The sequence below is a fragment of the Amycolatopsis acidicola genome (genome assembly GCF_007713735.2).
Classification (GTDB): Bacteria; Actinomycetota; Actinomycetes; order Mycobacteriales; family Pseudonocardiaceae; genus Amycolatopsis_E; species Amycolatopsis_E acidicola.
On sequence record NZ_VMNW02000014.1, the window covers coordinates 116,826 to 139,934 of the forward strand.

Genomic DNA, 23,109 nt, shown 5'->3' on the forward strand with positions numbered 1-23,109 from the left:
TGAACCGGCGGCCGATCGACGCCACGCGATCGCCGTGGCTGCCGATTGGACCGGCAATGATCAACACAGCTCTGATTTTGAAGGGAGTGGCACATGCGGAGGTCCACGGGGGTCGCGGCGATGGCGCTGTGCCTGGCGGCCTTGCCCGCGACGGCGAGCGCGGACCAGATCTCGGGCAGCGGCGCGGGATCGGTCGGCGCCGTGGACATCGCGGTCGGCCAGCAGACAGCGCACCAGGACCCGCTCGCGCCGTGCGAGGTGGACAAGACGGCCGAGAACCGCAGCGACCCGGTCACGGTCGGCACGACCACCAAGTTCGGGCTGGGCAGCACCACCTGCAAGCGCAATGACGACGGCACGGTGAGCGTGCAGGTGTCCGGGCAGCGGTTCGAGACCACGGTGCTGAAGCAGTTCGGCGGCCCGGTGATCACGGCGCGCACGTTCAAATCCGGCTGCAACAGCACGGCCAACGGCAGCAACGGTTCGATGGAGCTGGGCACCGTCACCGGCGTCACGGTCCCGCAGAACATCCCGGCGAACTACGTCGTGACCATCCCCGGCGCGAACGGCGCGCCGCCGCTGGCCGAGGTCGTGCTCAACGAGCTGATCGTGCCGACACCGGCGGACGGCAGTCTCGTCACGCACGCCATGCACATCAAGCTGTTCCCGCAGGGCGGCCCGGCGTCGGGGGACATCCTCGTCGGCACCGCCGTCTGCGCTCCGTACGGCGGCTGACCGAGCGCGCGGGGCCCTTCGCGGGCCCCGCGCCTCAGGCGAACTTCGCGGCGAGCGTGGCCAGTTGCGAGGCGCGGTGGCCCAGTTCGTCGAGCCTGCCGCCGCTGAGCGCGTCGCCGATCAGCTGGCAGCCCGCGCCCACGGCGAAGGCGCCCGCGCCGAGGTACGAGTCCACCTCGTCCAGCTCGATCCCGCAGGCGGGCACGAGCGGGATCTCGGGCAACGACGCGTGTACGGCCTGCACATACGACACTCCGCCGACCGGGCCCACCGGGAGCACCTTCACCACCGCCGCGCCGAGGCGCCAGGCCGAATCCACCTCCGTCGGCGTCAGCGCCCCGCACGCCACGGGCAGCCCGAAGAGCCGCGCCCTGTCCAGCAGTTCGGCCGAAACCGTCGGCGTGGCGAGGAAATCGGCACCGGCCGAGACACAACTGTCCACATCGGACAGCGTGCGCACGGCGCCGGCGCCGACCATGGTGTCCGGGCCCAGTTCCTGCCGCAGCAGGCCGATCGCGTCCAGCGAACCCGGCGTTGCCAGCGAAACCTCGATCACCCGCAGGCCGCAGTCGTAGAGCACCTGCGCCGCATCGGGCAGGAACTCGGCGTCGTCCCCGCGCAGCATCGCGATCACCCTGGCCGCGGCGAGCCGCTCGCGGAACCGGATGTTCTGCTTCTTCAGCGCCGGCCGCATCAGCCGACCCGCGGGGTTCCGGTGAGCTCCACGCCTGCCTCGCGCAGGTCGCCGAGTGCCTTGTCCACGGTCTCCCGCGCGACGCCCGCCGTCAGGTCCAGCAGCACGCGCACGCTGAACCCCGCTTTGACGGCGTCGAGTGCTGTGGCGCGGACGCAGTGGTCGGTGGCGATGCCGACGACGTCGATCGTGCTCACCTCCTGTGCGCGCAGCCAGGGCGCCAGCTCCTGGCCGGACTCGGCGTGCCCCTCGAACCCGGAGTAGCCGTCGCTGTACTGCCCCTTGGAGAACACCGTCGAGATCGGCCCGACGTCCAGCGCCGGGTGGAAGGACGCGCCCGGCTTGCCCGCTTCGCAGTGCCGCGGCCAGGAGCGCACGTAGTCCGGGTTTTCGCTGAAGTGCGCGCCTGGGTCGATGTGGTAGTCGCGGGTGGCGACGACGTGCCGGTAGCCGCCCCGCGCGAGGTGCCCGGTGATGTCGGCGGCGACCTGCGCGCCGCCCGTCACCGCGAGCGAACCGCCCTCGCAGAAGTCGTTCTGCACGTCCACCACGATCAGTGCGTCGGTCATGTCCGCTCCTCGGTGAAGACGGTCGGGATCGCGGGTTCGCCGTGGGACAGTTTCAGCCCCTCCCACGGCAGGCTCACCAGGCCCTGGCGCAGCCGGCGCCGCCCGTCGTCCAGGGTGGGCAGATCGGCGGCCGGTTGTCCACCGGTCATCAGCGGGATCTGCAGTGCGCGGTCGTACTCGCCCAGCACGGGCTGTTCGCCGTGCTGGTGCACGACTTCCTCGATCGCCGTGCCCGTGGGTTTGTGGCGGCGCAGCGCGCCTTTGCGGCCACCGCGCGAAGCCTTGTTCTCGCTGCGCTTGGCGACCGGGCGGCCGTCCACCTCGACGAGCTTGTAGACCATGCCCGCGGTCGGCGCGCCGGAGCCGGTGACCACCGAGGTGCCCACGCCGTACGCGTCCACCGGCTCGGCGCGCAGCGCGGCGATGGCGTGTTCGTCGAGGTCGCCGGAGACGACGATGCGAGTGTCCTTGGCGCCAAGGGAATCCAGCTGTTCGCGGGCCTTGCGGGCGAGCACGCCGACGTCGCCGGAGTCGATCCGGATCGCGCCCAGCTCGGGGCCCGCGACCCGGACGGCGGTCTCGATGCCGCCGGTGATGTCGTAGGTGTCCACCAGCAACGTGGTGTCCGTGCCCATTTTTTCCACCTGTGCGGCGAAAGCCTGCTCCTCGTTGTCGTGGAGGAGCATGAAGGCGTGCGCGACGGTGCCGCGGGTGGGGATGCCGTAGCGGCGGCCGGCCTCGAGGTTCGACGTGGTCGCGAAACCGGCGAGGTACGCGGCGCGGGCGGCCGCGACCGCGGCCCACTCGTGCGTGCGGCGGCCGCCCATCTCGATGATCGGCCTGCCGTGCGCGGCGCCGGACATGCGCGCCGCGGCACCGGCGATCGCGCTGTCGTGGTTCAGGATCGAGAGCACCAGCGTCTCCAGCACGACGGCTTCGGAGAAGCTCGCGCGCACGGTCAGCACCGGGGAGCCGGGGAAGTACAGCTCCCCCTCGGGGTAACCCTCGATGTCGCCGGAGAACTCGTAGTCGGCGAGCCAGGCGAGGGTGCCGTCGTCGACCACCGCCGTCTCCGCCAGCTGCGTGAGCTCGGCGTCGGTGAAGCGGAAGTCCGCGATCGCGTCGAGCACCCGCGCGGTGCCCGCGACGACGCCGTAGCGCCGCCCGTCCGGCAGGCGGCGCGCGAAGACCTCGAACACGCACGGCCGGTCACCGGTGCCGTCGGCCAGCGCACTGCCGAGCATCGTCAGCTCGTAGTGGTCGGTCAGCAGGGCCGTGCTGCCCTGTGTCTCTCCGAAACCCATGCGCAAAATCTAACCGCCGGGCCCGGAGTCACCATTGCGGGTGGTCACGCGTGGTCGATACGGCGTTGGAGTGGTCCTGCGGCGGGTGCCGTCACCCGAACGGCGGCGACCACCGGCTCACCCCGTGCCGGTTCCGTGACAACATGGTCGCTATGACCACGCCTGTCGAATCGTCGCAGACGCAGGTTGAGCCCGCTGGGGCCGAGGCAGGGGCCCAGGACAGACCGTGGCAGACCGTCGTCTGGAACGACCCGGTCAACCTGATGTCCTACGTGACGTACGTGTTCCAGAAGCTGTTCGGCTACAGCCGGGACCACGCCACGAAGCTGATGCTCGACGTGCACCACAAGGGGCGCGCGATCGTGACCTCGGGTTCCAAGGAGAAGGTCGAGGGCGACGTGACGAAACTGCACGCCGCGGGGCTGTGGGCGACGATGGAGCAACCGTGAAAACCTGGACGCGCAAGGGCGAGCGCGTGCTCGCGGGGTTCGAGCAGCAGGAGGCCGCGGTGCTGCGCGGGCTCGTCTCCCAGATCGAGGACATGCTCCAGGCGCGTGCGGAGGAGACGCCGCAGGACGAGCTCTCCGAGCTGACCGGGATCCGCACCGGCCCGTCGGAATCGCCGAACGACCCGGTGCTTTCCCGGCTGCTGCCCGATTATCACCGGCTCGACCCGGACAACCCGAGCCGCGAAGACCTCGACTCGGCGGCGGCGCTGCGTTCGCTGCACGAGCCGGAACTGCTCGACGCGAAGGTCGGCGTGGCGACCGTGGTGATGGAGACGCTGCCGCGTGACGGCGGGAACGTGCGGCTCACCCTGGAGGAGGCCGACGCCTGGGTGTCCGCGTTGAACGACGTGCGGCTGGCGCTCGGCACGGCGCTCGACGTCACCGAGGACATGCCGGACGAGCTGCCCGAGGACGATCCCCGCGCGCCGCATCTCGGCGTCTACCACTGGCTGACCTGGGTGCAGGAAAGCCTGGTCGAAGCGCTGACCGCATGATCACCGACGTGCCGGGCGTGCTCGTCGGCCAGTACGAGCGGATCGGCGGCGGCTGGGCGACCGGCACGACCGTGGTGCTCACGCCGGCGGGCGCCACGGGCGCGGTCGATCAGCGCGGTGGCGCGCCCGGCACTCGCGAGACGAACCTGCTGGAGCCGGAAAACCTGGTGCGGCGGGTGAACGCGATCTGCCTGTCCGGGGGAAGTGCTTACGGGCTCGCCGCGGCGGACGGCGTGATGCGCTGGCTCGGCGAGCGGGACTACGGATTCCAGATCGGCGCGCAGCCGCACGAGGTCGTGCCGATCGTGCCCGCGGCGGTGATCTTCGACCTGCCGCGTAGCGAATGGGGCAACCGGCCGGACGCGTCTTTCGGTTACGCCGCTTGCGAAGCGGCCACGGGCGAGTCGGTCGCGCAGGGCTGTGTCGGCGCGGGCGCGGGCGCCACGGTGGGTTCGCTCAAGGGCGGTGTCGGCACCGCCAGCGAAGAGGTGGCCGAGTACACCGTGGGCGGGCTCGCGGTGGTGAACGCCTCGGGTGAAGCGGTGTCGGCGGAGACGGGGTTGCCGTTCGCGGCGGATCACGAAGTGGCGGGGGAGTTCGGGGTGCGCTGGCCGGGGCGGCCCGGCGATGTGGCGGCCGCGGCGACGAAGCTGAACACCACGATCGGCGTGGTGGCGGTGGACGCGGATCTGTCCAAGGCGGAGTGCCGGCGGTTGGCTGTCGCGGCGCAGGACGGTCTCGCGCGGGCGGTGCGTCCGGCGCACACGATGTTCGACGGGGACACGGTTTTCGCGCTGGCGACGGGAGAACGTGAGCTGCCCGCGGGCGAAGCGCAGCGCGTGGTGGCACTGGACGCGCTTTGTTCGGCCGCCGCACGGGTTTTCGCGCGGTCGATCGTGCACGGCGTGCTGTCGGCGGAGTCCGTGGCAGGCGTGCCCGCGTATCGGGACGTATGGCCGGAGGCGTTCCCGGCGTAACGCTGCCGGGGCCGGCAGAGATCAAGAGGCATGCGAAGCGAACGGCCGTGGACCGTGGTGGCCGATGGTTGAGTTCCTGCAAGCCGTCCCCCAGGGCGAAGCGGTGCGGCTCGTGATGTCCGGCCCGGTGGCGAAACGGTTGCGTTCGTTGCTTGCCGTGTTCCCGGATTCCTTGGGGGACAAGAAGAACGCGGCCGTCCGCGCGGAGCTGTCCGGTGCGGTGGGCCGGATCCTCGCGGGCTGGAGTGGCGCGCCGGAGGTGATCTTGTCGCCGCAGGACGTGCGGGACTGGCTGGATGTGCTGAGCCGCGCGAAAAGCACGGGCAGGCGGTGGCTCCGCTTCGGCGGCCTGGAGGAGCCGGACGTCCAATGGCTACGCGCGGCGCACGACCAACTCTCCGCGGCTTCACGGGGCGTACGCCGCCCCGCGGTCTGCGCCCGATGGCCGGAGGCGTCGGTCCTGTGACACAGCAGTGGTCCGTCGTGAGGTTTACGAGCTGGCGCTGAGGGCCGGAACGAGGCCGACCGTGGCGCCCGAGGTGTGCACAGTCACGAGACGCGTCCGACTGACGCGCTGACCGCGCCCCCGCCAGCACGTCCAGCCCATCCCGCCGCTGGCGGCGCGCACCTCGTCATGTCCGAGAACGTCGCCGTGTGCCTGGCGAACCTGGCCGGACGGTTACACGAGGCCGTGCTCGCGGCTCCGCCCGCGCCGGAGGTGGTCCTCGGCCCGGCCGCGGTGCGGGACTGGTTCATCGTCTTCGGCCACGCGCAGAGCCTGTTCCGCGACCGCTGGCGGCGGAGCCTGTGGGAGCGCGCTGTCTACGAGCGCGAGGGCTACCTCGTCCACTCGAAGATCGAGCTGCTCTGGCTGCAGCACGTCCAAGACCAGCTAGCCACCGCGGCGCTCGCGTGCTGAGTCTCACTCTGTGAACACCCCGTGTCCGCAACGTAAGATGTCGGGCGTGCTTCGGATCCGCCGTGAACTCGTGGACGAGATCGTCGCGCATGCCCGCCGGGACCACCCGGACGAGGCGTGCGGGGTGATCGCCGGACCCGAGGGCTCAGACTCGCCCGAGCGGTACATTCCCATGCTCAACGCGGCCCGGTCGCCGACCTTCTACGAGTTCGACTCCGGTGACCTGCTCAAGCTGTACCGCGAACTGGACGCGAACGACGAGGTCCCCGTCGTGATCTACCACTCGCACACGGCCACGGAGGCGTACCCGTCGCGGACCGACGTGTCCTATGCCTCCGAGCCGGACGCGCACTACGTGCTGGTTTCCACCCGCGACCCCGAGCGGCACGAGTTCCGCTCGTACCGCATCGTGGACGGGGTGGTCACCGAGGAGCCCGTGGAGATCACCGGCGGCACGGAATAACGCGCCCGTCCCGAACGTCTGTCACTGAAGGAACCAAGCGGAGGTAAACAAGCATGGCCGTGACCGTGTCGATCCCGACCATCCTGCGTACGCACACCGGCGGCGAGAAGTCCGTCGAAGCGTCCGGCAAGACGGTGCTGGAGGTCATCGACGACATCGAATCCCGCCACGGCGGCCTCAAGGCCCGCCTGGTCAAGGAAGAGAAGCTGCACCGGTTCGTGAACGTCTACGTCAACGACGAGGATGTGCGCTTCTCGGGTGGCCTGGACGCCGAGGTCAAGGACGGCGACACGGTGACCATCCTGCCCGCGGTCGCCGGCGGCGCGCGCTGAGCTGATGGCGCGCTACGAATCGCTGCTCGACGCGCTCGGCGGCACCCCGCTGGTCGGGTTGCCCCGGCTGTCCCCGACGGACGACGTCCGCCTGTGGGCCAAGCTGGAGGACCGCAACCCGACGGGCTCGATCAAGGACCGGCCCGCGCTGGCGATGATCGAGGCCGCCGAACGTGACGGCACGCTGCGCCGCGGCGCCACCATTCTGGAGCCCACCTCCGGCAACACCGGGATTTCGCTGGCCATGGCCGCGAAGCTCAAGGGCTACGGCCTGATCTGCGTGATGCCGGAGAACACCTCGGAAGAGCGCAAGCAACTGCTGCAGGCGTACGGCGCGCGCATCGTGTTCTCGCCCGCCGCGGGCGGCTCGAACGAGGCGGTGCGCCGGGCCAAGGAGCTGGCGGAGAAGAACCCGGACTGGGTGATGCTCTACCAGTACGGCAACCCGGCGAACCCGGATTCCCACTACCGCGGCACCGGGCCGGAGCTGCTCAAGGACCTGCCCACGATCACGCATTTCGTCGGCGGGCTCGGCACCACCGGCACGCTGGTGGGCGTCGGCCGGTTCCTGCACGAGCAGAAGCCGGACGTGCAGATCATCGCCGCCGAGCCCCGCTACGGCGAGCTGGTGTACGGGCTGCGGAACCTCGACGAGGGCTTCGTGCCCGAGTTGTACGACGCCGAGGTGCTCAACGGCCGCTATTCGGTCGGCGCGTACGACGCGTTGCGCCGCACCAGGGAGCTGCTGGAGCACGAAGGCATCTTCGCCGGGATTTCGACCGGGGCGGTGCTGCACGCGGCGCTCGCGGTCGCGGAGAAGGCGGCCGCCCGCGGCGAGTCGGCGGACGTGGCGTTCGTCGTCGCCGACGCGGGCTGGAAGTACCTGTCGACGGGCGCGTACAGCGGCACGATCGACGAAGCGGCCGAACGGCTCGACGGCCAGCTCTGGGCTTGAGACGAGGCCCCCGTTCCACCCGGAACGGGGGCTTTTTCCTATGCCGCGGACGAAACGATGTCAGTCGACAGCGGGGCGACGGCCCCGATGATCCGGTCGACGATCTCCTGTGGCACCCCGGCCGCCTGCAGCGCTTCGGTCAGGTGCTTGGCCACGAGATCGAAGTGGTGCTGCTCGATGCCGCGCCCGCGGTGCACCTCCTTCATCGAGCGGCCGCTGTAGTTCGCCGGGCCGCCGAGCGCCTGCGTGAAGAACTCCACCTGCATGCCCTTGAGCCGGGACATGCTGGTGCCCTTGAAGAAACCCGCCAGTTCGGGATCGGCGAGGACACGGACGTAGAAGTCGTCGACGACGACGATCAGGGCTTCCTGACCGCCGATCTGCTCGTAGATGCTGGCCACGGGTTGCCTCCGCTGTGTGGTGGTTCGCTCCAGCGAACCGCGGCGGTGTTTCCCCGCCGTTAGCGGAAGATCAACGCCACGCAAGCGGACTCTCACCGCGTGCCACCGGCTTTGCGTGCCAGGTAACGCTCATGCTGGGCGGCGGCCAGTTTCCACAGCTTGGTCCAGTCCTCGTCCGGGTAGGCGTGCGGCTCGACGCCGAACACGTCCACGATCGCGGCGCGCCAGTCCTTTTCCTTATCCAGCAAGGTTTTCGACTTGCCCGACGCGTCGAAACGGGTGAGTGTCAGTGAGCGCAGGAGGTCGATCGAGCAGGCGTCCCGGCGCTGCACGGTGCAGGTCCGCACGAACCCGGATTCGGGGGAGCGGGACAGGTGCTCGTGCTCCTCGGCGAACACGTCCATCTCCACCGGCTCGGGCCCGAAATCCAGAGCGTGGAAGCTGCCCTGCTCGTCGTGCACGAACTGCCAGCCGCCGGGCGCCACGGCGGAATGCCGCAGTGCGAACGAAAACGGCCCCTGCCGGTACGTGCCCTCGACGAGCGGGACGGGGGTGAACAGCCCGTCGCCGAGCCCCGCGTCCACCATCCACCCGTCGTCGCCGAGCCCGGTGACGGTGAGCGCGAGATGCCCGCCGTCCACGTTCGGCGGCTCGCCGGGGCTCATGCTCGAACCGCCCTTGTGCCGGGTGACGCGGTAGCCGAGGCCCTTCAGCAGCTCGGAAAACGCGCCGTTGAGGTGGTAGCAGTAGCCGGATCGCCCGTCCCGCACCACGCGCCCGGCGGAAGCGGCCGGGTCCAGCGGCCCCGGCCTGCCGAGCTGGATGTCCAGCGAGTCGTACGGAACGTGCGTGATGTGCGCGGTGTGCAGCCGCCACAACGCTTCCGCGCTCGGCGGTTCCCGCTCGGTGATGCCCAGCCGCAGCAAGTAGCCGTCGATGTCGATCACCGGTCCGAGGTTAGCCGCCACGCGCACCCGAATTCAGGGTTTTTTCCCGAGGTCGGCGGGGGCGCGGCGCCGTACCGTCGAGGTATGAGCACGCTGCCGACGCCACCCGCGCCCGCCGATCAGTCGAAGCGGATCCTGCCTGCCGCCCCGAAGTCGGCGGGGCTGGTCGTGGTCGGCTTCACGGTGCTGCTCTACCTGGTCGAACTGGTGGACGTGCTGCTGCACGGCAGGCTGGACCAGCAGGGCATCGTGCCGCGCACGCTGTCCGGGCTCGACGGCGTGGTGTGGGCGCCGCTGCTGCACGGTGGCTGGGCGCATCTGTTCGCGAACACGATCCCGGTGCTGGTGTTCGGTTTCCTCGCGATGGCGGGCGGGGTGACCCGCTGGATAGCGGTCACCGTGCTGATCTGGGTGGTCAGCGGGCTCGGCGTGTGGCTGACGGGCGAAACGGGCACGGTGACCATCGGCGCGTCCGGGCTGGCCTTCGGCTGGCTGGCGTATCTCCTGGTGCGCGGCATCTTCAACAGGTCGTTCGGGCAGCTCACGGTCGCGGCCGCGCTGCTGCTGATCTGGGGCGGCACGCTGTGGGGGCTGCTGCCGGGCCAATCCGGGATTTCCTGGCAGGCGCACCTGTTCGGCGCGATCGGCGGCATCATCGCCGCCTGGCTCGCGTCCCGCGCGGACAAGTCCAAGGCGAAGAAGACGCCTAGTAGTCTCGCGGAGTGATCTCGAGTCAGTCCCCGATCGGTGTGTTCGATTCCGGCGTCGGGGGCTTGACGGTCGCCCGCGCGATTCTCGACCAGCTCCCGCACGAACAACTCCGCTACGTCGGCGACACGGCGCACAACCCGTACGGCCCGCTGCCCATCGCGCGAGCGCGCGAACTGGCCTTGGCCGCGCTGGACGATCTGGTCGAGGGCGGCGTGAAGGCGCTCGTCATCGCCTGCAACACAGCGTCGGCCGCGTGCCTGCGGGACGCGCGCGAGCGCTACGACGTGCCGGTGATCGAAGTCGTGCTCCCCGCCGTACGCCGTGCTGTCGCGGCAACGCACAGCGGCCGGATCGGCGTGATCGGCACCGAGGGCACGGTCCGGTCCCGCGCCTACGACGACGCGTTCGCGGCGGCGAAGGACATGAAGATCAGCAGCGTCGCCTGCCCGCGCTTCGTGGACTTCGTCGAGCGGGGCATCACCTCGGGGCGTCAGGTGCTCGGGCTCGCGCAGGGGTACCTGGAGCCGTTGCTGGACGCGCAGGTCGACACGCTCGTCCTCGGCTGCACGCACTATCCGCTGCTCACCGGCGTGCTGCAGATCGTGATGGGCCCGGAGGTCACGCTGGTGTCCAGCGCGGAGGAGACCGCGAAGGACCTCGTGCGCGTGCTCACCGAGGCCGATCTGCTCGCCGAGCGGGAGACGGAGCCCGCGCACGAGTTCATCGCGACAGGTTCGCCGGAGCCGTTCGCCCGGCTCGCGCAGCGGTTCATGGGATTCGCGCCAGGAGTGCTTTCGCCGACGACCCGCTGACGTGGGAGGGTGGCGCACGTGCGACTGACGATCCTCGGCTGTTCCGGCAGCATTCCGGGCCCGGGCGCCGCCGCCTCGGGCTACCTGCTCGAGGCCGAAGGCTTCCTGCTCGCCGTGGAACTGGGCAACGGCACCTTCGCACAGCTGCAGGCGCGGCACGATCCGTTCGCGCTCGGCGGGCTCGTGCTCAGCCATCTGCATCCGGATCACTGCGCCGATTTCAGTGCGCTCACAGTGCTTCGCCGGTATCACCCCGCGCCGCCGCACAACGTACTCGAACACCGCCTGCCCGTCTACGGTCCGGACAACGCGCCGGTGCGGCTGGCCAAGGCGTACGCGCCGAACGACACCGAACTGGCCGAGACGGATCTGTCGGACGTGTTCGACTTCCATTCCCTGCACGGGCAATCGAAGATCGGGCCCTTCGAGCTGAGCACCGTGCAGGTGGACCACCCGACGGAAGCCTTCGGGCTACGAGTGCGCCACGGTGGCCGGACGCTCGCGTACACCGGCGACACCGGGCCCTGCGCCGCGCTCGACGAGCTGGCCCGTGGCGCTGACGTCCTGTTGTGCGAAGCGAGTTGGACGGACGCGCCGGACAGGCCGCCGGGCGTGCACCTTTCCGGCAAACAGGCAGGCGCGCTGGCGCGGCGCGCGGGCGTCGGCAGGCTCCTGCTCACGCACGTCGCCCCGTGGAGCGACCGTGACGCCATCCTCGCTGAGGCTCGTGCCGAGTTCCCCGGGGCCGTGCTCGTCGAGCAGGGTGCCGGGTACGACCTTTGACCCGGCGCGCAGCAGCAGCCAGCACACCAAACCGACCGGGATGATCAGCCAGCACGACAGCATCCGGTAAGCCAGCACGGCCGCGGCGCCGGCCGGTTCGGCCGCGCCCGCGGACACGAGCCCGGTCAGCAGGCTCACCTCGATCACGCCGATCCCGCCCGGCGTCAGCGGGACCTGCCGCACGATCTGCACGGTGAGGTAGATCGTGGCGAGTGGGAGCAAACCCACCTCGATGCCGAACCCGCGTGCCGCGGCGACGAGGCACACCAGGTCGGTGAGCCAGTTGAGCACTGCCGCGCCGAGTGCCAGCGTCCAATGCCCCGGCGTCACCGAGCGCGCCGCGTCCACTGCTTCGACCAGCGGCCGCAACAGCCGCGAGCGCGGCATCGCGTGTTCGTGCGCCGGATGCCGGTGCAGGGCGAAGATCGACCACGCCGTTCCGCCCATCAGCGCGAGGAAGCCGAGCGCGGTGAGCACGGGATGCCCGTCCCAGGTGGCGGTGAGCGCACCCGTCGCGTACAGGAAAGCCAGGCCCAGCAAGGAAAGCAGCCCGGACAGCACCATCACCGTCGTCGCCGCGGCCCGGCTTGCGCCGCCCGCGCGGAACTGCTGGAGCGCGTACCCGGCGGACACGGCCGAGCCGGCGGGCAGGCTGATCGAGATGGCGGACCGGCTGTAGGAAAGCGCCAGCGCGCGGCGGCGGGGGAGCGTCACCCCGAAAGCGAGGAGCAGCCTTCGCTGCTGGCGGGCGAACATCGCCATGGAGACGAACTCGGCGACGGCGGCGACGATCAGCCAGCGTGGGTCCGCGCGGTCGAGAGCAGCGAGCATGTCCGCGGGCGCCGGGACGCGGTCGCGCAGCGTGAAAACCATGCCAGCCAGGACCGCCAGCACCCCGAGGACCCGTGCGAGACGCTTCATCGCGCACCCCCTTATTCACCCTGCGATGAATTATCCTCGCCGGGCACACGATGTCAACGTGCGTTGAATTACACGGCGGCGAGGTAGTCGGCGGACAGGTACCGGGCGTAGGCCGCGGCCACCGCGACCAGATCCACCGTGCCGGCCGGGGCGTCGAACTGACCGAGGTCGTAGGCGAGCGCGGCACCCTTGCGCGTGGGCACGTCGTTGGTGACGTCGGTGAACCAGTCGAGGAACGTCAGCTGCTTGCCGCCCTGCGTCGGCGGCGCGAGGACGTCCAGCACGGCGGGACGGCTACGCAGCATCCAACGGTAGAAGTCCGAGAACTGGTAGAAGCGCTCCTCGGCGTCGCTCGGCCGAAGCCCGTGCACATGCTCCGCGAGCACGACCCCGTGCTCTGTCGACGCTTGTTCCGCCTGGCTCCACGCGAGGTCGTGCGCGGCGCGCCCGGAAAGCTCGCCCGCGCCAAGCCGTAGCAGGTAACTCGCCCAAAGCTGTGAGCCCGGATTGCCGAAGGTGTCGGTGCTCCGCCCCGAGGCGATGGCGATCCCGCGTTCGATGCCCTCGAGGATCCCGGCGTCCACGTAGGACACCCAGCTGCCCGTGGCGCCCATGCCGCGGTCGGTGAAGAACTCGATGATCCCCTCGATGTTGCCCCAGCGCCGTGGGTAGCCCGGCGCGATTTCCGCGGCGGGCCCGGCGGAAAGCCCGCGGACGAAGTCCAGCCGTTCGCCCATCGTCATCCGGTTGATGTCCGCTGCCGAACAGCTCAGCGTGTTCGCGCAGGTGACGGCGTTGGCCGCGGGCGCGAGCCCGAGGCAGAGCAGTGCGGTCAGGAAGGTGACGAAGGCGGCGCGCATGACCGGTCACCTTAGCGGGGCTCTAGTCTGCACGGGTGGCTCGAAAAGATGGCAGGAACGACGACCAGCTCCGCGAAGTGAAGATCACTCGCGGTTTCCAGGACTGGCCCGCGGGCTCCGTGCTGATCGAATTCGGCAGGACCCGGGTGCTGTGCGCCGCGAGCGTCACCGAAGGGGTGCCCCGCTGGCGGGTGGGCTCCGGGCTCGGCTGGGTGACCGCCGAGTACGCGATGCTGCCCTCGGCCACCCACGACCGCAGTGACCGCGAGTCGGTGAAGGGCCGGATAGGCGGGCGCACGCACGAGATCAGCAGGCTGATCGGCCGTTCGCTGCGCGCCTGCATCGACCTCTCCGCGCTCGGCGAGAACACCGTCCACCTCGACTGCGACGTGATCCAGGCCGACGGCGGCACCCGCACGGCGGCGATCACCGGCGGCTACGTGGCACTCGCCGACGCGATCACCTGGCTCGCCGCCGCGAACCGGCTCGCCGACCCGAAACCGTTGTCCGCCATGGTCTCCGCGATCAGCGTCGGCGTCGTCGACGGCCGGGTCCGGCTGGACCTGCCCTACGAGGAGGACTCGCGCGCGGAGGTGGACCTGAACGTGGTCGCCACCGACGCGGGCACCCTCATCGAGGTGCAGGGCACCGGCGAGGGCGCCACCTTCACCCGGTCCACTTTGGACCAGATGCTGGACGTGGCGCTCGCCGGCTGTGAAGAGCTGACCCGCAAGCAGACGGCCGCGCTGGCCGAGCCGTACCCGGGCGAGCTCCCGGAACCGCAGCAGGGCAAGAAGTCGAAGGGCGCGAAGTGACCAAGGTGCTGCTGGCCACCCGCAACGCCAAGAAGCTCGGCGAACTACGTCGGATCGTCGAGGCCGCGGGACTCTCCGGGATCGAGGTGCTCGGGCTCGCCGACGTCGACGAGTTCGAGGAGGCCCCGGAGACAGGAGCCACCTTCGAGGACAACGCGCTGGCCAAGGCGCGTGATGCCGCCGCGGCAACGGGTTTGCCTTCGGTGGCCGACGATTCCGGCATCTCGGTCGACGCGCTCAACGGCATGCCCGGCGTGCTCTCGGCGCGCTGGGCCGGGAAGCACGGGGACGATCAGGCGAACCTGGAGCTCGTGCTGGCGCAGACCTCCGACACCCCGGACGAGCGCCGGGGCGCCGGGTTCGTCTGTGCCGCGGCGCTCGTCGTGCCGGGCGGCGACGAGCAGGTCGTGCGGGGTGAATGGCGTGGCACCCTGCTGCGGGAAGCCCGTGGTACCAACGGTTTCGGCTACGACCCGATCTTCCGGCCGGAGGGTGAGGAGCGGTCGTCGGCCGAGCTTTCCCCGGCGGAGAAGGATTCCGTCTCGCATCGCGGGCGCGCGCTGCGCGCGCTGCTGCCGCACCTGCGCGCGCTCGCCTGACCCGAGGGGGCGGTCAGGCGAGCGCATCCTCAGGCGGCCCGCGCGCTCCGCTTGACCACGCGGAAGGTCATCGCCTGGCCCGGACATGCTTGTGCGACAACGGGAAGGTCCTCGGTGACCACCACGGCGATCACCGGGTAGCCACCGGTCACCGGGTGATCGGCGAGGAACAGCACCGGCAGCCCGGACGGCGGCACCTGGATCGCGCCGATCACCATGCCTTCGCTCGGCAGTTCCTCCTGCCGGTCCCAGGTCAGCTTCGGCCCGTCCAGCCGCACGCCCACCCGGTTGCTCTCGGAAGTCACCGTGTAGCGGGAATTTCCCAGCACCTGCAACGCGCCGGGCGTGAACCAGTCGTCGCGCGGCCCCGGCAGGACACGGACGGAAAGCCCGGTGCGCGGCGGATCCGCGACGGGCGCCACCGAAACCGCGGGCAGCGGCCCCGTGACCGCGCCGCCCACGGGCAGCACATCCCCGGCGGAGAGCGCGGGCGGGCCGAGCCCGGAAAGCAGGTCCGTGGCACGGGAATCCAGCGTCGGTTCCACGCCGATCCCGCCGCGGACAGCGAGGTAGGTGCGCAAACCCGACGAAGGCGGGCCGAGCACGAGTTCCTCCCCGGGGCCGACGGTGAACGGCGAGTTCATCGCCTCGCCGCGGCCGTCGCGGGTGATCGGGCAGGGCGCGCCGCTGACAGCCACGTGGCTGCGGTGGCGGAACCTCAGCGCCAGCCCGCCGAACGTGGACTCCAGGCAGGCCGAGCCGTCGTGGTTGCCGACGAGCCGGTTGGCCAGCGAGGCCGACCGCCGGTCGGCCGCGCCCGAAGCGCCCACGCCCAGCGCGGCCAGCCCGGGCCGGCCCAGGTCCTGCACGGTGGTCAGCGGCCCTGGCCGCACCACCTCGATCTCGTTCACGCCGCCACCGCCTCGAACCGCACCTTGGTCCCCGGCGCGAGCAGCGCCGGGGGTCGTCTTTCCGTGTCCCACAACGGGATTTCCGTGCGGCCGAGCAGCTGCCATCCGCCGGGGGACGAGCGGGGGTAGACCCCGGTGTACTCGCCGGCGATCGCGACCGAGCCCACCGGCACCCTGGTCCGCGGCACCGAGCGGCGCGGCAGGTGCAGGCGCGAGTCGAGCCCGGTCAGGTAGCCGAACCCGGGCGCGAACCCGCCGAACGCCACGACGTACTCGGTCGCGGTGTGCGCCGCGACGACTCCGTCCGCGCCGAGTCCGGTCGACTCGCCGACCTCGGCGAGATCGGGGCCGTCGTAGATCACCGGCACCACCACCTCGCCGCCGCGCGACCCCTTGGCGTGCACCGGTTCGATGTCCGCCAAGCGGGCCGCGAGGGTTTCCGGGTCGGTGACCCGGGGGTTGAAACGGACCAGCAGGGTCCGCGCCGCGGGCACCAGTTCGGTGATGCCCGCGGGCCGGGACTCCGCCAGCGCGGCGTACAGGCCGAGTACCGCGTCGATCCCGTCGACCTCGGCCAGCAGCGCCTGATCCCCGAAGGGCCTTAACCTCATGCGAAACTCCGCAATTCCACGCCTGCCTCCCGCAACGCGGTGCGGGCCGCGCCGGCCAGCGCGACCGCACCGGGGGTGTCACTGTGCACGCACAGCGAACCCGCCCGCAGTTCGACGACGGTGCCGTCGACCGCGACCACTTCTCCTTCGGTCACCAGCCGCACGCACCGCTTCGCGACCTCTTCGGGGTCGGTCAGCACCGCGCCCGGCATGTTCCGGGGCAGCAGCCGTCCGTCCGGGCTGTAGCCGCGGTCGGCGAACGCCTCCGCGACCGTGGCCAGGCCGGCTTCCTTGGCGTGCGCGAACAGCCGCGACCCCGGCTGCCCGAGGATGGGCAGCTGCGGGTCGTACTGCCACACCGCTTCCACCACCGCGGCGGCGTGACCGTCGTGCGTGGCGATCGCGTTGTAGAGCGCGCCGTGCGGTTTGACGTAACGGACATCGCCGCCCGCGGAACCGGCGATCGCGTCGAGCGCGCCGAGCTGGTAGAGCAGGTCGTCCACCAGCTCGCCGGGTGCCACGTCGAGGAACCGGCGGCCGAACCCGGCCAGGTCCCGGTACCCGACGTGGGCCCCGATGGCGACACCTTGCGCCACCGCGGATTCGCAGACCTCCCGCATCGTCCGCGGGTCCCCGGCGTGGAAACCGCAGGCCACGTTGGCGGCGGTCACGACGCCCAGCAGCTCCTCGTCGTCCGCGATCCGCCAGGCGCCGAAGCCTTCGCCGACATCGCAGTTGAGGTCGATCGTCGTGACCATGCCCATCGTCGTCATGGCTACGCGTCCACCGTCGCGGGTGCCGTGGAGAGCGCCTCGAGGTTGTCCTCCTCGGGGTGCGGCTCCTTGCGCGAGATCAGCACACCGATGAGCGTCAGCAGCGCCGTGAAGGTCACGTACAGCGCGACGATGACCCAGCTGTTGAAGCCGGACAGGAGTGCGGTGAAGACGAGCGGAGCCACCGCGCCACCGAAGATCCCGGCCAGGGTGTAGGCCAGCGAGCTACCGGTGAAGCGCAGCCGCGGCGAGAACTGCTCGGTGATCATCGCGGCCTGCGGGCCGTAGAGCAGCGCGTGGATGGCGAGCGCGCCGACCACGCCGACGATGATCGCCGCGAAGGACTTCGTCGAGGCGAGCGGGAAGAACAGGAACGGCCACACCGCGGCGAGGATCGCGCCGAGCAGGTACATCGAGCGCCGGTTGAAGCGGTCGGACAGCGCGCCGAAGGCCGGCATCAGGAACAGCTGGAAACCCGAGCCGATCATCACCGCGATCGTGCCCTGGCTCTTGGGCATGTGCAGCTTGGTGGTCATGTAGGTCAGCACGAACACCGTGAACAGCGAGTACAGCACGTCCGGCGCGATGCGGATCAGGATGCCGGTGATCAGCGCGCGCGGCTCCTTGGTGAAGACCTCCTTCAGCGGCGCCTTCGGCTTCTCGCCCTTCGCCGCCAGCTCCTTGAAGACCGGGGTCTCCTCGAGCTTCATCCGCAGCCACAGACCGAACAGCACCATCACGGCGGACAGCAGGAACGCGACGCGCCAGCCCCAGGACTCGAACTGCGCGGTGGTGAGGACGGCGGCCAGCAGGGTCAGCACGCCGTTGGCCAGCAGGGTGCCGGCGGGCGGGCCGATCTGCGCGGCCGAAGCCCAGAACCCTCGTTTCTTGGGATCGCCGAACTCACTGGAGAGCAGTACCGCGCCGCCCCATTCGCCACCGACACCCACACCCTGGGCGAACCGCAGGATCACCAGCAGCACCGCGGCCATCCCGCCCATCGCCGCGTGCGTCGGCAGCACACCGATCAGGAACGTGGAGATACCGGTCAGCAGCAGGGTGAAGACCAGGACCTGCTTGCGGCCCAGCAGATCGCCGAGCCTGCCAAAGATGAAGCCGCCGAGCGGGCGGGCGGCGTAACCGACGGCGTAGGTGGAGAACGCCAGCATGGTGCTCGCGAGCTCATCCGTGGACGGGAAGAACAGCTTCCCGAGGATGGTCGCCGAGGCCACCGAGTAGACCGCGAAGTCGTAGTACTCGAGCGTCGTACCGGACAGGCTCGCGGCGAAGGCGCGCGTGAGCGACTTCTTGTCCGGCGCCTGAGCCGTGGTGGTTTCGGTCATCGGGGGGATCCGATCTTTCAGGGGCTTGTGATGTGAGTCTCGAAGGTAAGGATTGTTGAACGAAAGGTCAATACTTTTGCCGCACGTGACTTCAAATCTTCATGAGGCGCGTTGAATCCGGCAGTCAGGTGCTGGTTAACTGGGTGTTACTGAGCCGACCGGAAGCAGGCGGATGCGGACCGCGGCGGACCTGCTCGTCCGGACCGTTTCCGCCGTGGCTGTAGTCGGCTCGGTAACGAACAGCGCAGTACAAACCATCAGCTGTCAAGCCCTCGGGAGGCGCGTTGAGCGCGGACGCCATGTCCATCGACGCCATCGCTGGACTGGAGGCGGATCGCCTGCTGCTCGGCCGGACCAGCACGGCCGAACGGCTCGCCGACCTGCTGCGCGGCCGCATCACCGAGGGCTACTTCGTACCCGGCACCCGGCTCTCGGAGGAGGCGATCGGCGGCGCGCTCGGCGTCTCGCGGAACACCCTTCGCGAAGCCTTCCGGCTGCTGACGCACGAACGGCTGCTGGTGCACGAGCTCAACCGCGGGGTCTTCGTGCGAGTGCTGAGCGTGCAGGACGTCGCGGACCTCTACCGCGTGCGCAAGCTGATCGAATGCGCCATCGTCCGCTCGGTGACCGAGCCGCCGGGAGAGCGCCTCGCCCCCGTCGTCTCGGCGGTCGAAGCGGGCGAAGACGCCGCGCTGCGGCAGGCGTGGCGGGAACTGGGCACGGCGGACATCCGGTTCCACCGCGGACTGGTAACGCTGGCAAACAGCCCGCGCACCGAAGAAGTGATGCGCGGGCTGCTCGCGGAGCTACGGCTCGTCTTCCACGTGATGGACGCCCCACAGGCGTTCCACGAGCCGTACCTGACGCGCAACCGGGAGATCCTCACGGCGCTGAGCGCGGGCGACGGGCGGGGCGCGGAAGAACTGCTTTCGTCCTATTTGGACGATGCCGAACATCAGCTCACCACGGCGTACCGGGCGCGCGGGTTCTAGTCGCGGTAGGTGAGCACGGCGCGGACCCGGCGTCGGGCCGATCCGCCCGGCTTCAAGAAGTACGAACGGTCTGTTCCCGCTACGCGCTCAGGGACAGGTCCTTGATCAGCTTCGCGACGTGCCCGGTGGCGCGGACGTTGTACAGCGCCTTCTCGATCTTGCCCTCCGGGTCGACCACGAACGTCGAGCGGATGACGCCCTGCACGATCCGCCCGTAGTTCTTCTTTTCGCCGAACGCGCTCCACTCGGTGAGCACGGTCTTCTCGGGGTCGGACAGCAGCGGGAAGGTCAGCTCCTCGGCGGCCACGAACTTGGCCAGCTTTTCCGGCTTGTCGGGCGAAATGCCGAGCACCTGGTAGCCGGCGTCGTTGAGCAGCGCGAGGTTGTCGCGGAAGTCGCAGGCCTGCTTGGTGCAGCCGGGCGTGCCGGCGGCGGGGTAGAAGTAGACGACGACGTGGCGGCCCCGGAAGTCCGAAAGGGAGACCTTGTTGCCCTCGCTGTCGGGGAGGGTGAAGTCGGGGGCCGCGTCGCCGGGGGAAAGTCGCTCGCTCATGCGGCTCAGCGTATTACGCGGAACCGCAGTACACCGCGACGACCGAGCTGGTGGCGTTGGGACGCAGCGAAAGCCGCATCTCCGACGGCGCTTCCGGCACCGCGAACGCGAGCGTCACCTGCACGTCCCGGCCCGAGGGGACGTCCTTGCCCGCGTCGACGATTCCGCTGTAGCCCTGCGTGGAGTCGACCACCTGCTTGGCCGCCGCGCCCGCGGCGGTGGCCGAAACCGACAGCGCGGAGAGCCGGTACGGCTGGTCACCGTCGTTGTGGATCGAGATCTCGAACGCGACCGCGCGATCGGTGCGCGGGTACGCGCTGGTGCTGGGGCGGAACGATTTCGGTGCGGAGACGAGCACCGTGACCCCGTCGGTGAAGTGGTAGCGCGCGCCGAAATCCACGGTCTGCTGCGCCGGGGCCGCGGCCTGCACGGCCGGACCGCCGCCTTCCGCTCTCGTGCTGTTGCCCTGTGCCGGAGCGCCACAGGCTGCCAGCCCCACCAGGGCGGCAGCCAGCGCGACGCGGGCCGGGGTGCGCACAGCGGCTACTTCCTTTACACGGTTCGAGGGCCCCGGCTGGTCCGTTCGGGGTAGGCACTTCTGCCGGGGACCGCTCCACTTTGGCCGCTGGCGCGCGCCTGTGCGAGGCGTGGCGCGGGGTTGAGGCGGACCTGGTGTGAGGCTGTGGCCGATCCGTGATCGGAAAGGCACCGCCGGTGACAGTGGTCACTCGTCAGGTAGCCATCGCGAACAGCAGGATGAACCCGCCGACGCCGATCACCCAGACCACGATGAGCCAGCCGAAATCCCGCCACGGGTCCACGGTGTGGTTCTCTTCGCCGGGCACGTACACGCCCCGCTGTTCGAACCAGTCGGCCCAGCCGAGTATCCGGCGGAACCTGTGCCGATCCGGCATGTCTTGCACCTCCGGATGTCACATTACGGCCGTCTTCGGCCATCACGTCCGCTACCTGGCCATTACTCAGGGTCGAAAGTCGGCCCAAAAGAGCGTGACGCCTGCCACTATCATGGCAACAAACTGGTAACGGTGGTTAAGCATGTCGCGGACGGTGACGAATGGAAGGGCTGTGACTGTGCCGAGTGACGAGGTGAATTCCCGACCGGGTGACACTGGCGAACGGTTGACCGTTGCCGAGTTGCTCGCGCGCGAAGGGATGACCCACGAGTTTCCCGCCGTGCAGCCCGCGGCCGACGACACCCCGACCGACCGGATCCCGGTGGGTGACCTGCTGCGCCGGGAGGGGAAATGGGATCGCCGCAAGGCCGGCCGGATCGGTGTGCTGGCGGCTGGGGTGGCGGCGCTGGCCGGTATCGCGGCCACCGCGCTGAGCGCCGGGCAGCTGCACGACACCGCGGCGCCGGCCGCCGGTGGCGCGGGCGGGCCGTCCATCGGGCCGAGCGCGAGCCAGGCTGGGGTGCCGCCGCAGCTGGTCTCGACGTCGACGCCGACCACTTCGGCCGCGGAGCCGACCGCGACGGCGCCGCAGCGCGGTTCGACGACGAGCGAAAGCAGCGGTTCGCGTTCCTCCCGGACTTCGCCGCGTTCGAGTTCCTCGGACTCCTCGACCTCGACGGGCTCGACCGGATCGACTGGTTCGACGAGTTCGACCGGATCGACGGGCTCGGCGGGCGGTTCGGCTTCCGCGCCCGCCCCGCAAGCCCCCGCGACCACGACCACGACTGCCCGGGAAGAACCCCCAGCAGCCGCGAAGCCAGCCCCGACGACGACCACCACGGAGCCCTCACAGCGCGGCGGCGTGCTGAACGCGCTCACTGACACCCTCGGCGGCGTGGTGGGCGGCCTCCTCGGCCAGTGATGCGGCCCTGAGTGCCGTTTCGCCTGGCAGGCCTCGTTTCTCTGACGCCCGGCGGGTGTTGGGTGGCGTGTTCGGCCCGTGTCACGGCGGGTGCCGTGTCGTGCTGTTTGCTCACGCTAGCCGGTGTATAGGGCGGCCTCCTCGGTCAGCTGCGGCGTCGTCCGGCGGGACAGTTTGGCGCCGCGGAGCGCTGTTTCGGCGTCGAGGCTGGTTCCTGCGGGTGGAATCCCAGACGGGAGGTGCCGCAGGGAGCGACTTCGCGCGCCGAGACCGGCCTCCTGTGCTGGCATCCCTCGGTTTGTAGCGCGGGAGGCGTGAGCTGCGGCCGAGTCAGCGGGGCATGCGCCGCCACACGAACCGGGGCAGCAGCCGCATGAGGAAGAAGACGGGACGCAGCACGGCAGGTACCCAAACTTCGCCCCGCCCGCGCCGCAACGCGGCCACCGTAGCGTCCGCCACTTGGTCCGGTGTGCTGGAAAACGGTGCGGGCGACATGCCCTCCGTCATCCGGCCGATCACGAACCCCGGCCGGACCAGGAGCAAACGCACCTTGCTCCCGTGCAGCGCATCGGCGAGGCCGCTGGCGAACCCGTCCAGCCCGGCTTTCGCCGACCCGTACACGTAGTTCGCGCGCCGCACCCGCACGCCGGCAACCGAAGAGAACACCACGAGGGTGCCCTTTCCCTGTTCCCGCAACAGGTTCGCCAACTCGGTCAGGATGTGCACGTGCGCCACGTAGTCGGTGTGCACGATCGAGACGGCGTGCGCCGCGTCCTCTTCGGCGCGCTGCTGATCCCCCAGCAGACCGAACGCCACCACCACGACATCAAGCGCCCCATGCTCGGCGACGATCGAATCGAGCAGCGGCCGATGCCCCGCCAGATCGTCCGCGTCGAACTCGACGCGTGCGACCTCGGCCCCGGCCTGACGCAGCGTGGCCTCCTGCTCGTCGAGGTCACCGCTGCGCCTCGCTGCCAGGATTACCTTGTTGGCTCCGGCCAGTCGTTGGGCCACAGCCAGCCCGATCTCGCTACGGCCACCGAGCACCAGGATCGTTTCGCTCACGGCCAGCAGTCTGCCGGACCGGCTCGGCATCCTCGCATTGCCGCCCGTACCAGCCCTGACAGAGTGGTCTTGGGGATGGCACGCGGCACGTTCCGCGACCCGATCCGAGCGCGCCAAGTCCACCAGAATTGGCGCCGGGCCCCAAGACACATGTCCGCAGCCGCAGCCGCAGCCGCAGTCCGCGGCCCGCACCGCCCGAGCCCGCGGCCCGCATCCCCCACAGCC

The 23,109-nt window shown here is 70.3% G+C and carries 30 protein-coding genes and 1 pseudogene; 16 read left to right on the forward strand and 15 right to left on the reverse strand.

Annotated features, from left to right (window positions below; translation table 11 throughout):
* Window positions 1-93 precede the first annotated feature (93 nt).
* The gene (locus tag FPZ12_RS12805) at window positions 94-735 is read left to right on the forward strand and encodes a choice-of-anchor P family protein (protein WP_144747214.1); all 642 of its coding nucleotides are present in this window, start codon (window positions 94-96) and stop codon (window positions 733-735) included.
* Window positions 736-769: 34 nt separating this feature from the next.
* Here FPZ12_RS12805 and FPZ12_RS12810 read toward each other — a convergent pair whose 3' ends face one another.
* The 3 genes from FPZ12_RS12810 to FPZ12_RS12820 are packed head-to-tail and all read right to left on the reverse strand — an operon-like array spanning window position 770 to window position 3,302.
* Window positions 770-1,429, reverse strand: coding sequence for a bifunctional 4-hydroxy-2-oxoglutarate aldolase/2-dehydro-3-deoxy-phosphogluconate aldolase (locus FPZ12_RS12810; protein ID WP_144747213.1), 660 nt, complete (start codon window positions 1,427-1,429; stop codon window positions 770-772).
* The gene (locus FPZ12_RS12815; RefSeq protein ID WP_144747212.1) at window positions 1,429-1,998 is read right to left on the reverse strand and encodes a nicotinamidase; all 570 of its coding nucleotides are present in this window, start codon (window positions 1,996-1,998) and stop codon (window positions 1,429-1,431) included. The genes FPZ12_RS12810 and FPZ12_RS12815 overlap by 1 nt, the downstream gene beginning before the upstream one ends.
* The gene (locus FPZ12_RS12820; RefSeq protein ID WP_144747211.1) at window positions 1,995-3,302 is read right to left on the reverse strand and encodes a nicotinate phosphoribosyltransferase; all 1,308 of its coding nucleotides are present in this window, start codon (window positions 3,300-3,302) and stop codon (window positions 1,995-1,997) included. Before FPZ12_RS12820 ends, FPZ12_RS12815 begins: the two co-directional genes overlap by 4 nt.
* A 152-nt stretch (window positions 3,303-3,454) precedes the next feature.
* Here FPZ12_RS12820 and clpS point away from each other — a divergent pair, with 152 nt between their 5' ends.
* The 8 genes from clpS to FPZ12_RS12860 all read left to right on the forward strand — a co-directional run bounded on the left by clpS (window position 3,455) and on the right by FPZ12_RS12860 (window position 7,951).
* Window positions 3,455-3,751 carry an ATP-dependent Clp protease adapter ClpS gene (clpS, locus tag FPZ12_RS12825; RefSeq protein ID WP_144747210.1) on the forward strand — a complete coding sequence of 99 codons (297 nt, stop codon included), beginning with the start codon at window positions 3,455-3,457 and terminating at the stop codon, window positions 3,749-3,751.
* A complete protein-coding gene (locus FPZ12_RS12830) occupies window positions 3,748-4,305 on the forward strand; it encodes a DUF2017 domain-containing protein (protein ID WP_144747209.1) in 558 nt (185 codons plus the stop codon). Before clpS ends, FPZ12_RS12830 begins: the two co-directional genes overlap by 4 nt.
* Window positions 4,302-5,282: a P1 family peptidase gene (locus FPZ12_RS12835; protein WP_144747208.1), complete on the forward strand. Its 981-nt coding sequence runs from the start codon at window positions 4,302-4,304 to the stop codon at window positions 5,280-5,282. Before FPZ12_RS12830 ends, FPZ12_RS12835 begins: the two co-directional genes overlap by 4 nt.
* 64 nt (window positions 5,283-5,346) lie before the next feature.
* Window positions 5,347-5,748, forward strand: a complete 402-nt coding sequence (locus tag FPZ12_RS12840; RefSeq protein ID WP_144747207.1) for a hypothetical protein — start codon at window positions 5,347-5,349, stop codon at window positions 5,746-5,748.
* A 168-nt stretch (window positions 5,749-5,916) separates the two neighbouring features.
* Window positions 5,917-6,201 carry a hypothetical protein gene (locus tag FPZ12_RS12845; RefSeq protein ID WP_144747206.1) on the forward strand — a complete coding sequence of 95 codons (285 nt, stop codon included), beginning with the start codon at window positions 5,917-5,919 and terminating at the stop codon, window positions 6,199-6,201.
* 37 nt (window positions 6,202-6,238) lie between these two features.
* Window positions 6,239-6,664, forward strand: a complete 426-nt coding sequence (locus FPZ12_RS12850; RefSeq protein ID WP_166462709.1) for a M67 family metallopeptidase — start codon at window positions 6,239-6,241, stop codon at window positions 6,662-6,664.
* A 53-nt stretch (window positions 6,665-6,717) separates the two neighbouring features.
* Window positions 6,718-6,996 carry a MoaD/ThiS family protein gene (locus tag FPZ12_RS12855; RefSeq protein WP_144747204.1) on the forward strand — a complete coding sequence of 93 codons (279 nt, stop codon included), beginning with the start codon at window positions 6,718-6,720 and terminating at the stop codon, window positions 6,994-6,996.
* A gap of 4 nt (window positions 6,997-7,000) precedes the next feature.
* Window positions 7,001-7,951: a PLP-dependent cysteine synthase family protein gene (locus FPZ12_RS12860; protein ID WP_144747203.1), complete on the forward strand. Its 951-nt coding sequence runs from the start codon at window positions 7,001-7,003 to the stop codon at window positions 7,949-7,951.
* 38 nt (window positions 7,952-7,989) lie between these two features.
* Here FPZ12_RS12860 and FPZ12_RS12865 read toward each other — a convergent pair whose 3' ends face one another.
* Both FPZ12_RS12865 and FPZ12_RS12870 read right to left on the reverse strand, forming a co-directional pair.
* Window positions 7,990-8,352, reverse strand: coding sequence for a group I truncated hemoglobin (locus tag FPZ12_RS12865; protein WP_144747202.1), 363 nt, complete (start codon window positions 8,350-8,352; stop codon window positions 7,990-7,992).
* Window positions 8,353-8,444: 92 nt separating this feature from the next.
* Entirely contained in the window at window positions 8,445-9,299 is an 855-nt protein-coding gene (locus tag FPZ12_RS12870; RefSeq protein ID WP_166462710.1) for an arylamine N-acetyltransferase family protein, read from the reverse strand.
* Between the two features lie 84 nt (window positions 9,300-9,383).
* On the opposite strand from FPZ12_RS12870, the gene FPZ12_RS12875 reads away from it, so the two are divergent.
* The 3 genes from FPZ12_RS12875 to FPZ12_RS12885 are packed head-to-tail and all read left to right on the forward strand — an operon-like array spanning window position 9,384 to window position 11,605.
* Window positions 9,384-10,025 (forward strand): rhomboid family intramembrane serine protease, encoded by a 642-nt coding sequence (locus FPZ12_RS12875; protein WP_144747201.1) that lies wholly within the window; start codon window positions 9,384-9,386, stop codon window positions 10,023-10,025.
* Window positions 10,022-10,822, forward strand: coding sequence for a glutamate racemase (murI, locus tag FPZ12_RS12880; RefSeq protein ID WP_144747200.1), 801 nt, complete (start codon window positions 10,022-10,024; stop codon window positions 10,820-10,822). Before FPZ12_RS12875 ends, murI begins: the two co-directional genes overlap by 4 nt.
* Window positions 10,823-10,840: 18 nt before the next feature.
* Entirely contained in the window at window positions 10,841-11,605 is a 765-nt protein-coding gene (locus FPZ12_RS12885; protein WP_144747199.1) for an MBL fold metallo-hydrolase, read from the forward strand.
* Window positions 11,606-11,632: 27 nt separating this feature from the next.
* Here the strand turns inward: FPZ12_RS12885 and FPZ12_RS12890 are convergent.
* Both FPZ12_RS12890 and FPZ12_RS12895 read right to left on the reverse strand, forming a co-directional pair.
* Window positions 11,633-12,526, reverse strand: a pseudogene (locus tag FPZ12_RS12890) (lysylphosphatidylglycerol synthase transmembrane domain-containing protein); the annotation flags it as partial.
* A 68-nt stretch (window positions 12,527-12,594) separates the two neighbouring features.
* The gene (locus FPZ12_RS12895; protein WP_144747198.1) at window positions 12,595-13,386 is read right to left on the reverse strand and encodes a hypothetical protein; all 792 of its coding nucleotides are present in this window, start codon (window positions 13,384-13,386) and stop codon (window positions 12,595-12,597) included.
* A 35-nt stretch (window positions 13,387-13,421) separates the two neighbouring features.
* Between FPZ12_RS12895 and rph the strand changes: the two genes are divergently transcribed.
* Together rph and rdgB are read left to right on the forward strand one after the other, a co-directional pair.
* Window positions 13,422-14,201 (forward strand): ribonuclease PH, encoded by a 780-nt coding sequence (gene rph, locus FPZ12_RS12900; protein ID WP_144747197.1) that lies wholly within the window; start codon window positions 13,422-13,424, stop codon window positions 14,199-14,201.
* A complete protein-coding gene (gene rdgB / locus FPZ12_RS12905) occupies window positions 14,198-14,800 on the forward strand; it encodes an RdgB/HAM1 family non-canonical purine NTP pyrophosphatase (protein ID WP_144747196.1) in 603 nt (200 codons plus the stop codon). Before rph ends, rdgB begins: the two co-directional genes overlap by 4 nt.
* A 29-nt stretch (window positions 14,801-14,829) precedes the next feature.
* On the opposite strand, the gene FPZ12_RS12910 is transcribed toward rdgB, so the two are convergent.
* Genes FPZ12_RS12910 through FPZ12_RS12925 form a run of 4 tightly spaced genes read right to left on the reverse strand, consistent with a single transcriptional unit; the run spans window position 14,830 to window position 18,438 of the window.
* Window positions 14,830-15,711: a 5-oxoprolinase subunit C family protein gene (locus FPZ12_RS12910; RefSeq protein ID WP_243769815.1), complete on the reverse strand. Its 882-nt coding sequence runs from the start codon at window positions 15,709-15,711 to the stop codon at window positions 14,830-14,832.
* Window positions 15,708-16,322: a 5-oxoprolinase subunit PxpB gene (pxpB, locus tag FPZ12_RS12915; RefSeq protein WP_144747194.1), complete on the reverse strand. Its 615-nt coding sequence runs from the start codon at window positions 16,320-16,322 to the stop codon at window positions 15,708-15,710. The genes FPZ12_RS12910 and pxpB overlap by 4 nt, the downstream gene beginning before the upstream one ends.
* Window positions 16,319-17,095 carry a LamB/YcsF family protein gene (locus FPZ12_RS12920; protein WP_243769816.1) on the reverse strand — a complete coding sequence of 259 codons (777 nt, stop codon included), beginning with the start codon at window positions 17,093-17,095 and terminating at the stop codon, window positions 16,319-16,321. The genes pxpB and FPZ12_RS12920 overlap by 4 nt, the downstream gene beginning before the upstream one ends.
* A gap of 2 nt (window positions 17,096-17,097) precedes the next feature.
* A complete protein-coding gene (locus FPZ12_RS12925; RefSeq protein WP_144747193.1) occupies window positions 17,098-18,438 on the reverse strand; it encodes an MFS transporter in 1,341 nt (446 codons plus the stop codon).
* A gap of 284 nt (window positions 18,439-18,722) precedes the next feature.
* Between FPZ12_RS12925 and FPZ12_RS12930 the strand changes: the two genes are divergently transcribed.
* A complete protein-coding gene (locus tag FPZ12_RS12930; protein WP_424923595.1) occupies window positions 18,723-19,430 on the forward strand; it encodes a GntR family transcriptional regulator in 708 nt (235 codons plus the stop codon).
* Window positions 19,431-19,509: 79 nt separating this feature from the next.
* Here the strand turns inward: FPZ12_RS12930 and bcp are convergent, their stop codons facing one another.
* From bcp to FPZ12_RS12945, 3 genes are all read right to left on the reverse strand, one after another.
* Complete coding sequence (gene bcp, locus FPZ12_RS12935) at window positions 19,510-19,983, reverse strand: thioredoxin-dependent thiol peroxidase (protein ID WP_144747192.1); 474 nt, start codon at window positions 19,981-19,983, stop codon at window positions 19,510-19,512.
* Between the two features lie 13 nt (window positions 19,984-19,996).
* Window positions 19,997-20,521 (reverse strand): hypothetical protein, encoded by a 525-nt coding sequence (locus FPZ12_RS12940; protein WP_208025836.1) that lies wholly within the window; start codon window positions 20,519-20,521, stop codon window positions 19,997-19,999.
* Between the two features lie 193 nt (window positions 20,522-20,714).
* Complete coding sequence (locus FPZ12_RS12945; protein ID WP_144747191.1) at window positions 20,715-20,897, reverse strand: hypothetical protein; 183 nt, start codon at window positions 20,895-20,897, stop codon at window positions 20,715-20,717.
* 226 nt (window positions 20,898-21,123) lie between these two features.
* Here FPZ12_RS12945 and FPZ12_RS45550 point away from each other — a divergent pair, with 226 nt between their 5' ends.
* Complete coding sequence (locus FPZ12_RS45550) at window positions 21,124-21,819, forward strand: hypothetical protein (protein WP_166462711.1); 696 nt, start codon at window positions 21,124-21,126, stop codon at window positions 21,817-21,819.
* Window positions 21,820-22,149: 330 nt separating this feature from the next.
* Here the strand turns inward: FPZ12_RS45550 and dprE2 are convergent, their stop codons facing one another.
* Window positions 22,150-22,884, reverse strand: coding sequence for a decaprenylphospho-beta-D-erythro-pentofuranosid-2-ulose 2-reductase (gene dprE2, locus FPZ12_RS12955; protein WP_144747189.1), 735 nt, complete (start codon window positions 22,882-22,884; stop codon window positions 22,150-22,152).
* Window positions 22,885-23,109 lie beyond the last annotated feature (225 nt).

Excerpts from the sequence above, each read along its gene's own strand:
- FPZ12_RS12805 (WP_144747214.1), top strand. The coding sequence starts at position 94 with ATGCGGAGGTCCACGGGGGTCGCGGCGATGGCGCTGTGCCTGGCGGCC.
- FPZ12_RS12810 (WP_144747213.1), bottom strand. The coding sequence starts at position 1,429 with ATGCGGCCGGCGCTGAAGAAGCAGAACATCCGGTTCCGCGAGCGGCTC.
- FPZ12_RS12815 (WP_144747212.1), bottom strand. The coding sequence starts at position 1,998 with ATGACCGACGCACTGATCGTGGTGGACGTGCAGAACGACTTCTGCGAG.
- FPZ12_RS12820 (WP_144747211.1), bottom strand. The coding sequence starts at position 3,302 with ATGGGTTTCGGAGAGACACAGGGCAGCACGGCCCTGCTGACCGACCAC.
- clpS (WP_144747210.1), top strand. The coding sequence starts at position 3,455 with ATGACCACGCCTGTCGAATCGTCGCAGACGCAGGTTGAGCCCGCTGGG.
- FPZ12_RS12835 (WP_144747208.1), top strand. The coding sequence starts at position 4,302 with ATGATCACCGACGTGCCGGGCGTGCTCGTCGGCCAGTACGAGCGGATC.
- FPZ12_RS12840 (WP_144747207.1), top strand. The coding sequence starts at position 5,347 with ATGGTTGAGTTCCTGCAAGCCGTCCCCCAGGGCGAAGCGGTGCGGCTC.
- FPZ12_RS12845 (WP_144747206.1), top strand. The coding sequence starts at position 5,917 with ATGTCCGAGAACGTCGCCGTGTGCCTGGCGAACCTGGCCGGACGGTTA.
- FPZ12_RS12850 (WP_166462709.1), top strand. The coding sequence starts at position 6,239 with ATGTCGGGCGTGCTTCGGATCCGCCGTGAACTCGTGGACGAGATCGTC.
- FPZ12_RS12855 (WP_144747204.1), top strand. The coding sequence starts at position 6,718 with ATGGCCGTGACCGTGTCGATCCCGACCATCCTGCGTACGCACACCGGC.
- FPZ12_RS12860 (WP_144747203.1), top strand. The coding sequence starts at position 7,001 with ATGGCGCGCTACGAATCGCTGCTCGACGCGCTCGGCGGCACCCCGCTG.
- FPZ12_RS12875 (WP_144747201.1), top strand. The coding sequence starts at position 9,384 with ATGAGCACGCTGCCGACGCCACCCGCGCCCGCCGATCAGTCGAAGCGG.
- FPZ12_RS12895 (WP_144747198.1), bottom strand. The coding sequence starts at position 13,386 with ATGCGCGCCGCCTTCGTCACCTTCCTGACCGCACTGCTCTGCCTCGGG.
- pxpB (WP_144747194.1), bottom strand. The coding sequence starts at position 16,322 with ATGAGGTTAAGGCCCTTCGGGGATCAGGCGCTGCTGGCCGAGGTCGAC.
- FPZ12_RS12920 (WP_243769816.1), bottom strand. The coding sequence starts at position 17,095 with ATGACGACGATGGGCATGGTCACGACGATCGACCTCAACTGCGATGTC.
- FPZ12_RS12925 (WP_144747193.1), bottom strand. The coding sequence starts at position 18,438 with ATGACCGAAACCACCACGGCTCAGGCGCCGGACAAGAAGTCGCTCACG.
- bcp (WP_144747192.1), bottom strand. The coding sequence starts at position 19,983 with ATGAGCGAGCGACTTTCCCCCGGCGACGCGGCCCCCGACTTCACCCTC.
- FPZ12_RS12945 (WP_144747191.1), bottom strand. The coding sequence starts at position 20,897 with ATGCCGGATCGGCACAGGTTCCGCCGGATACTCGGCTGGGCCGACTGG.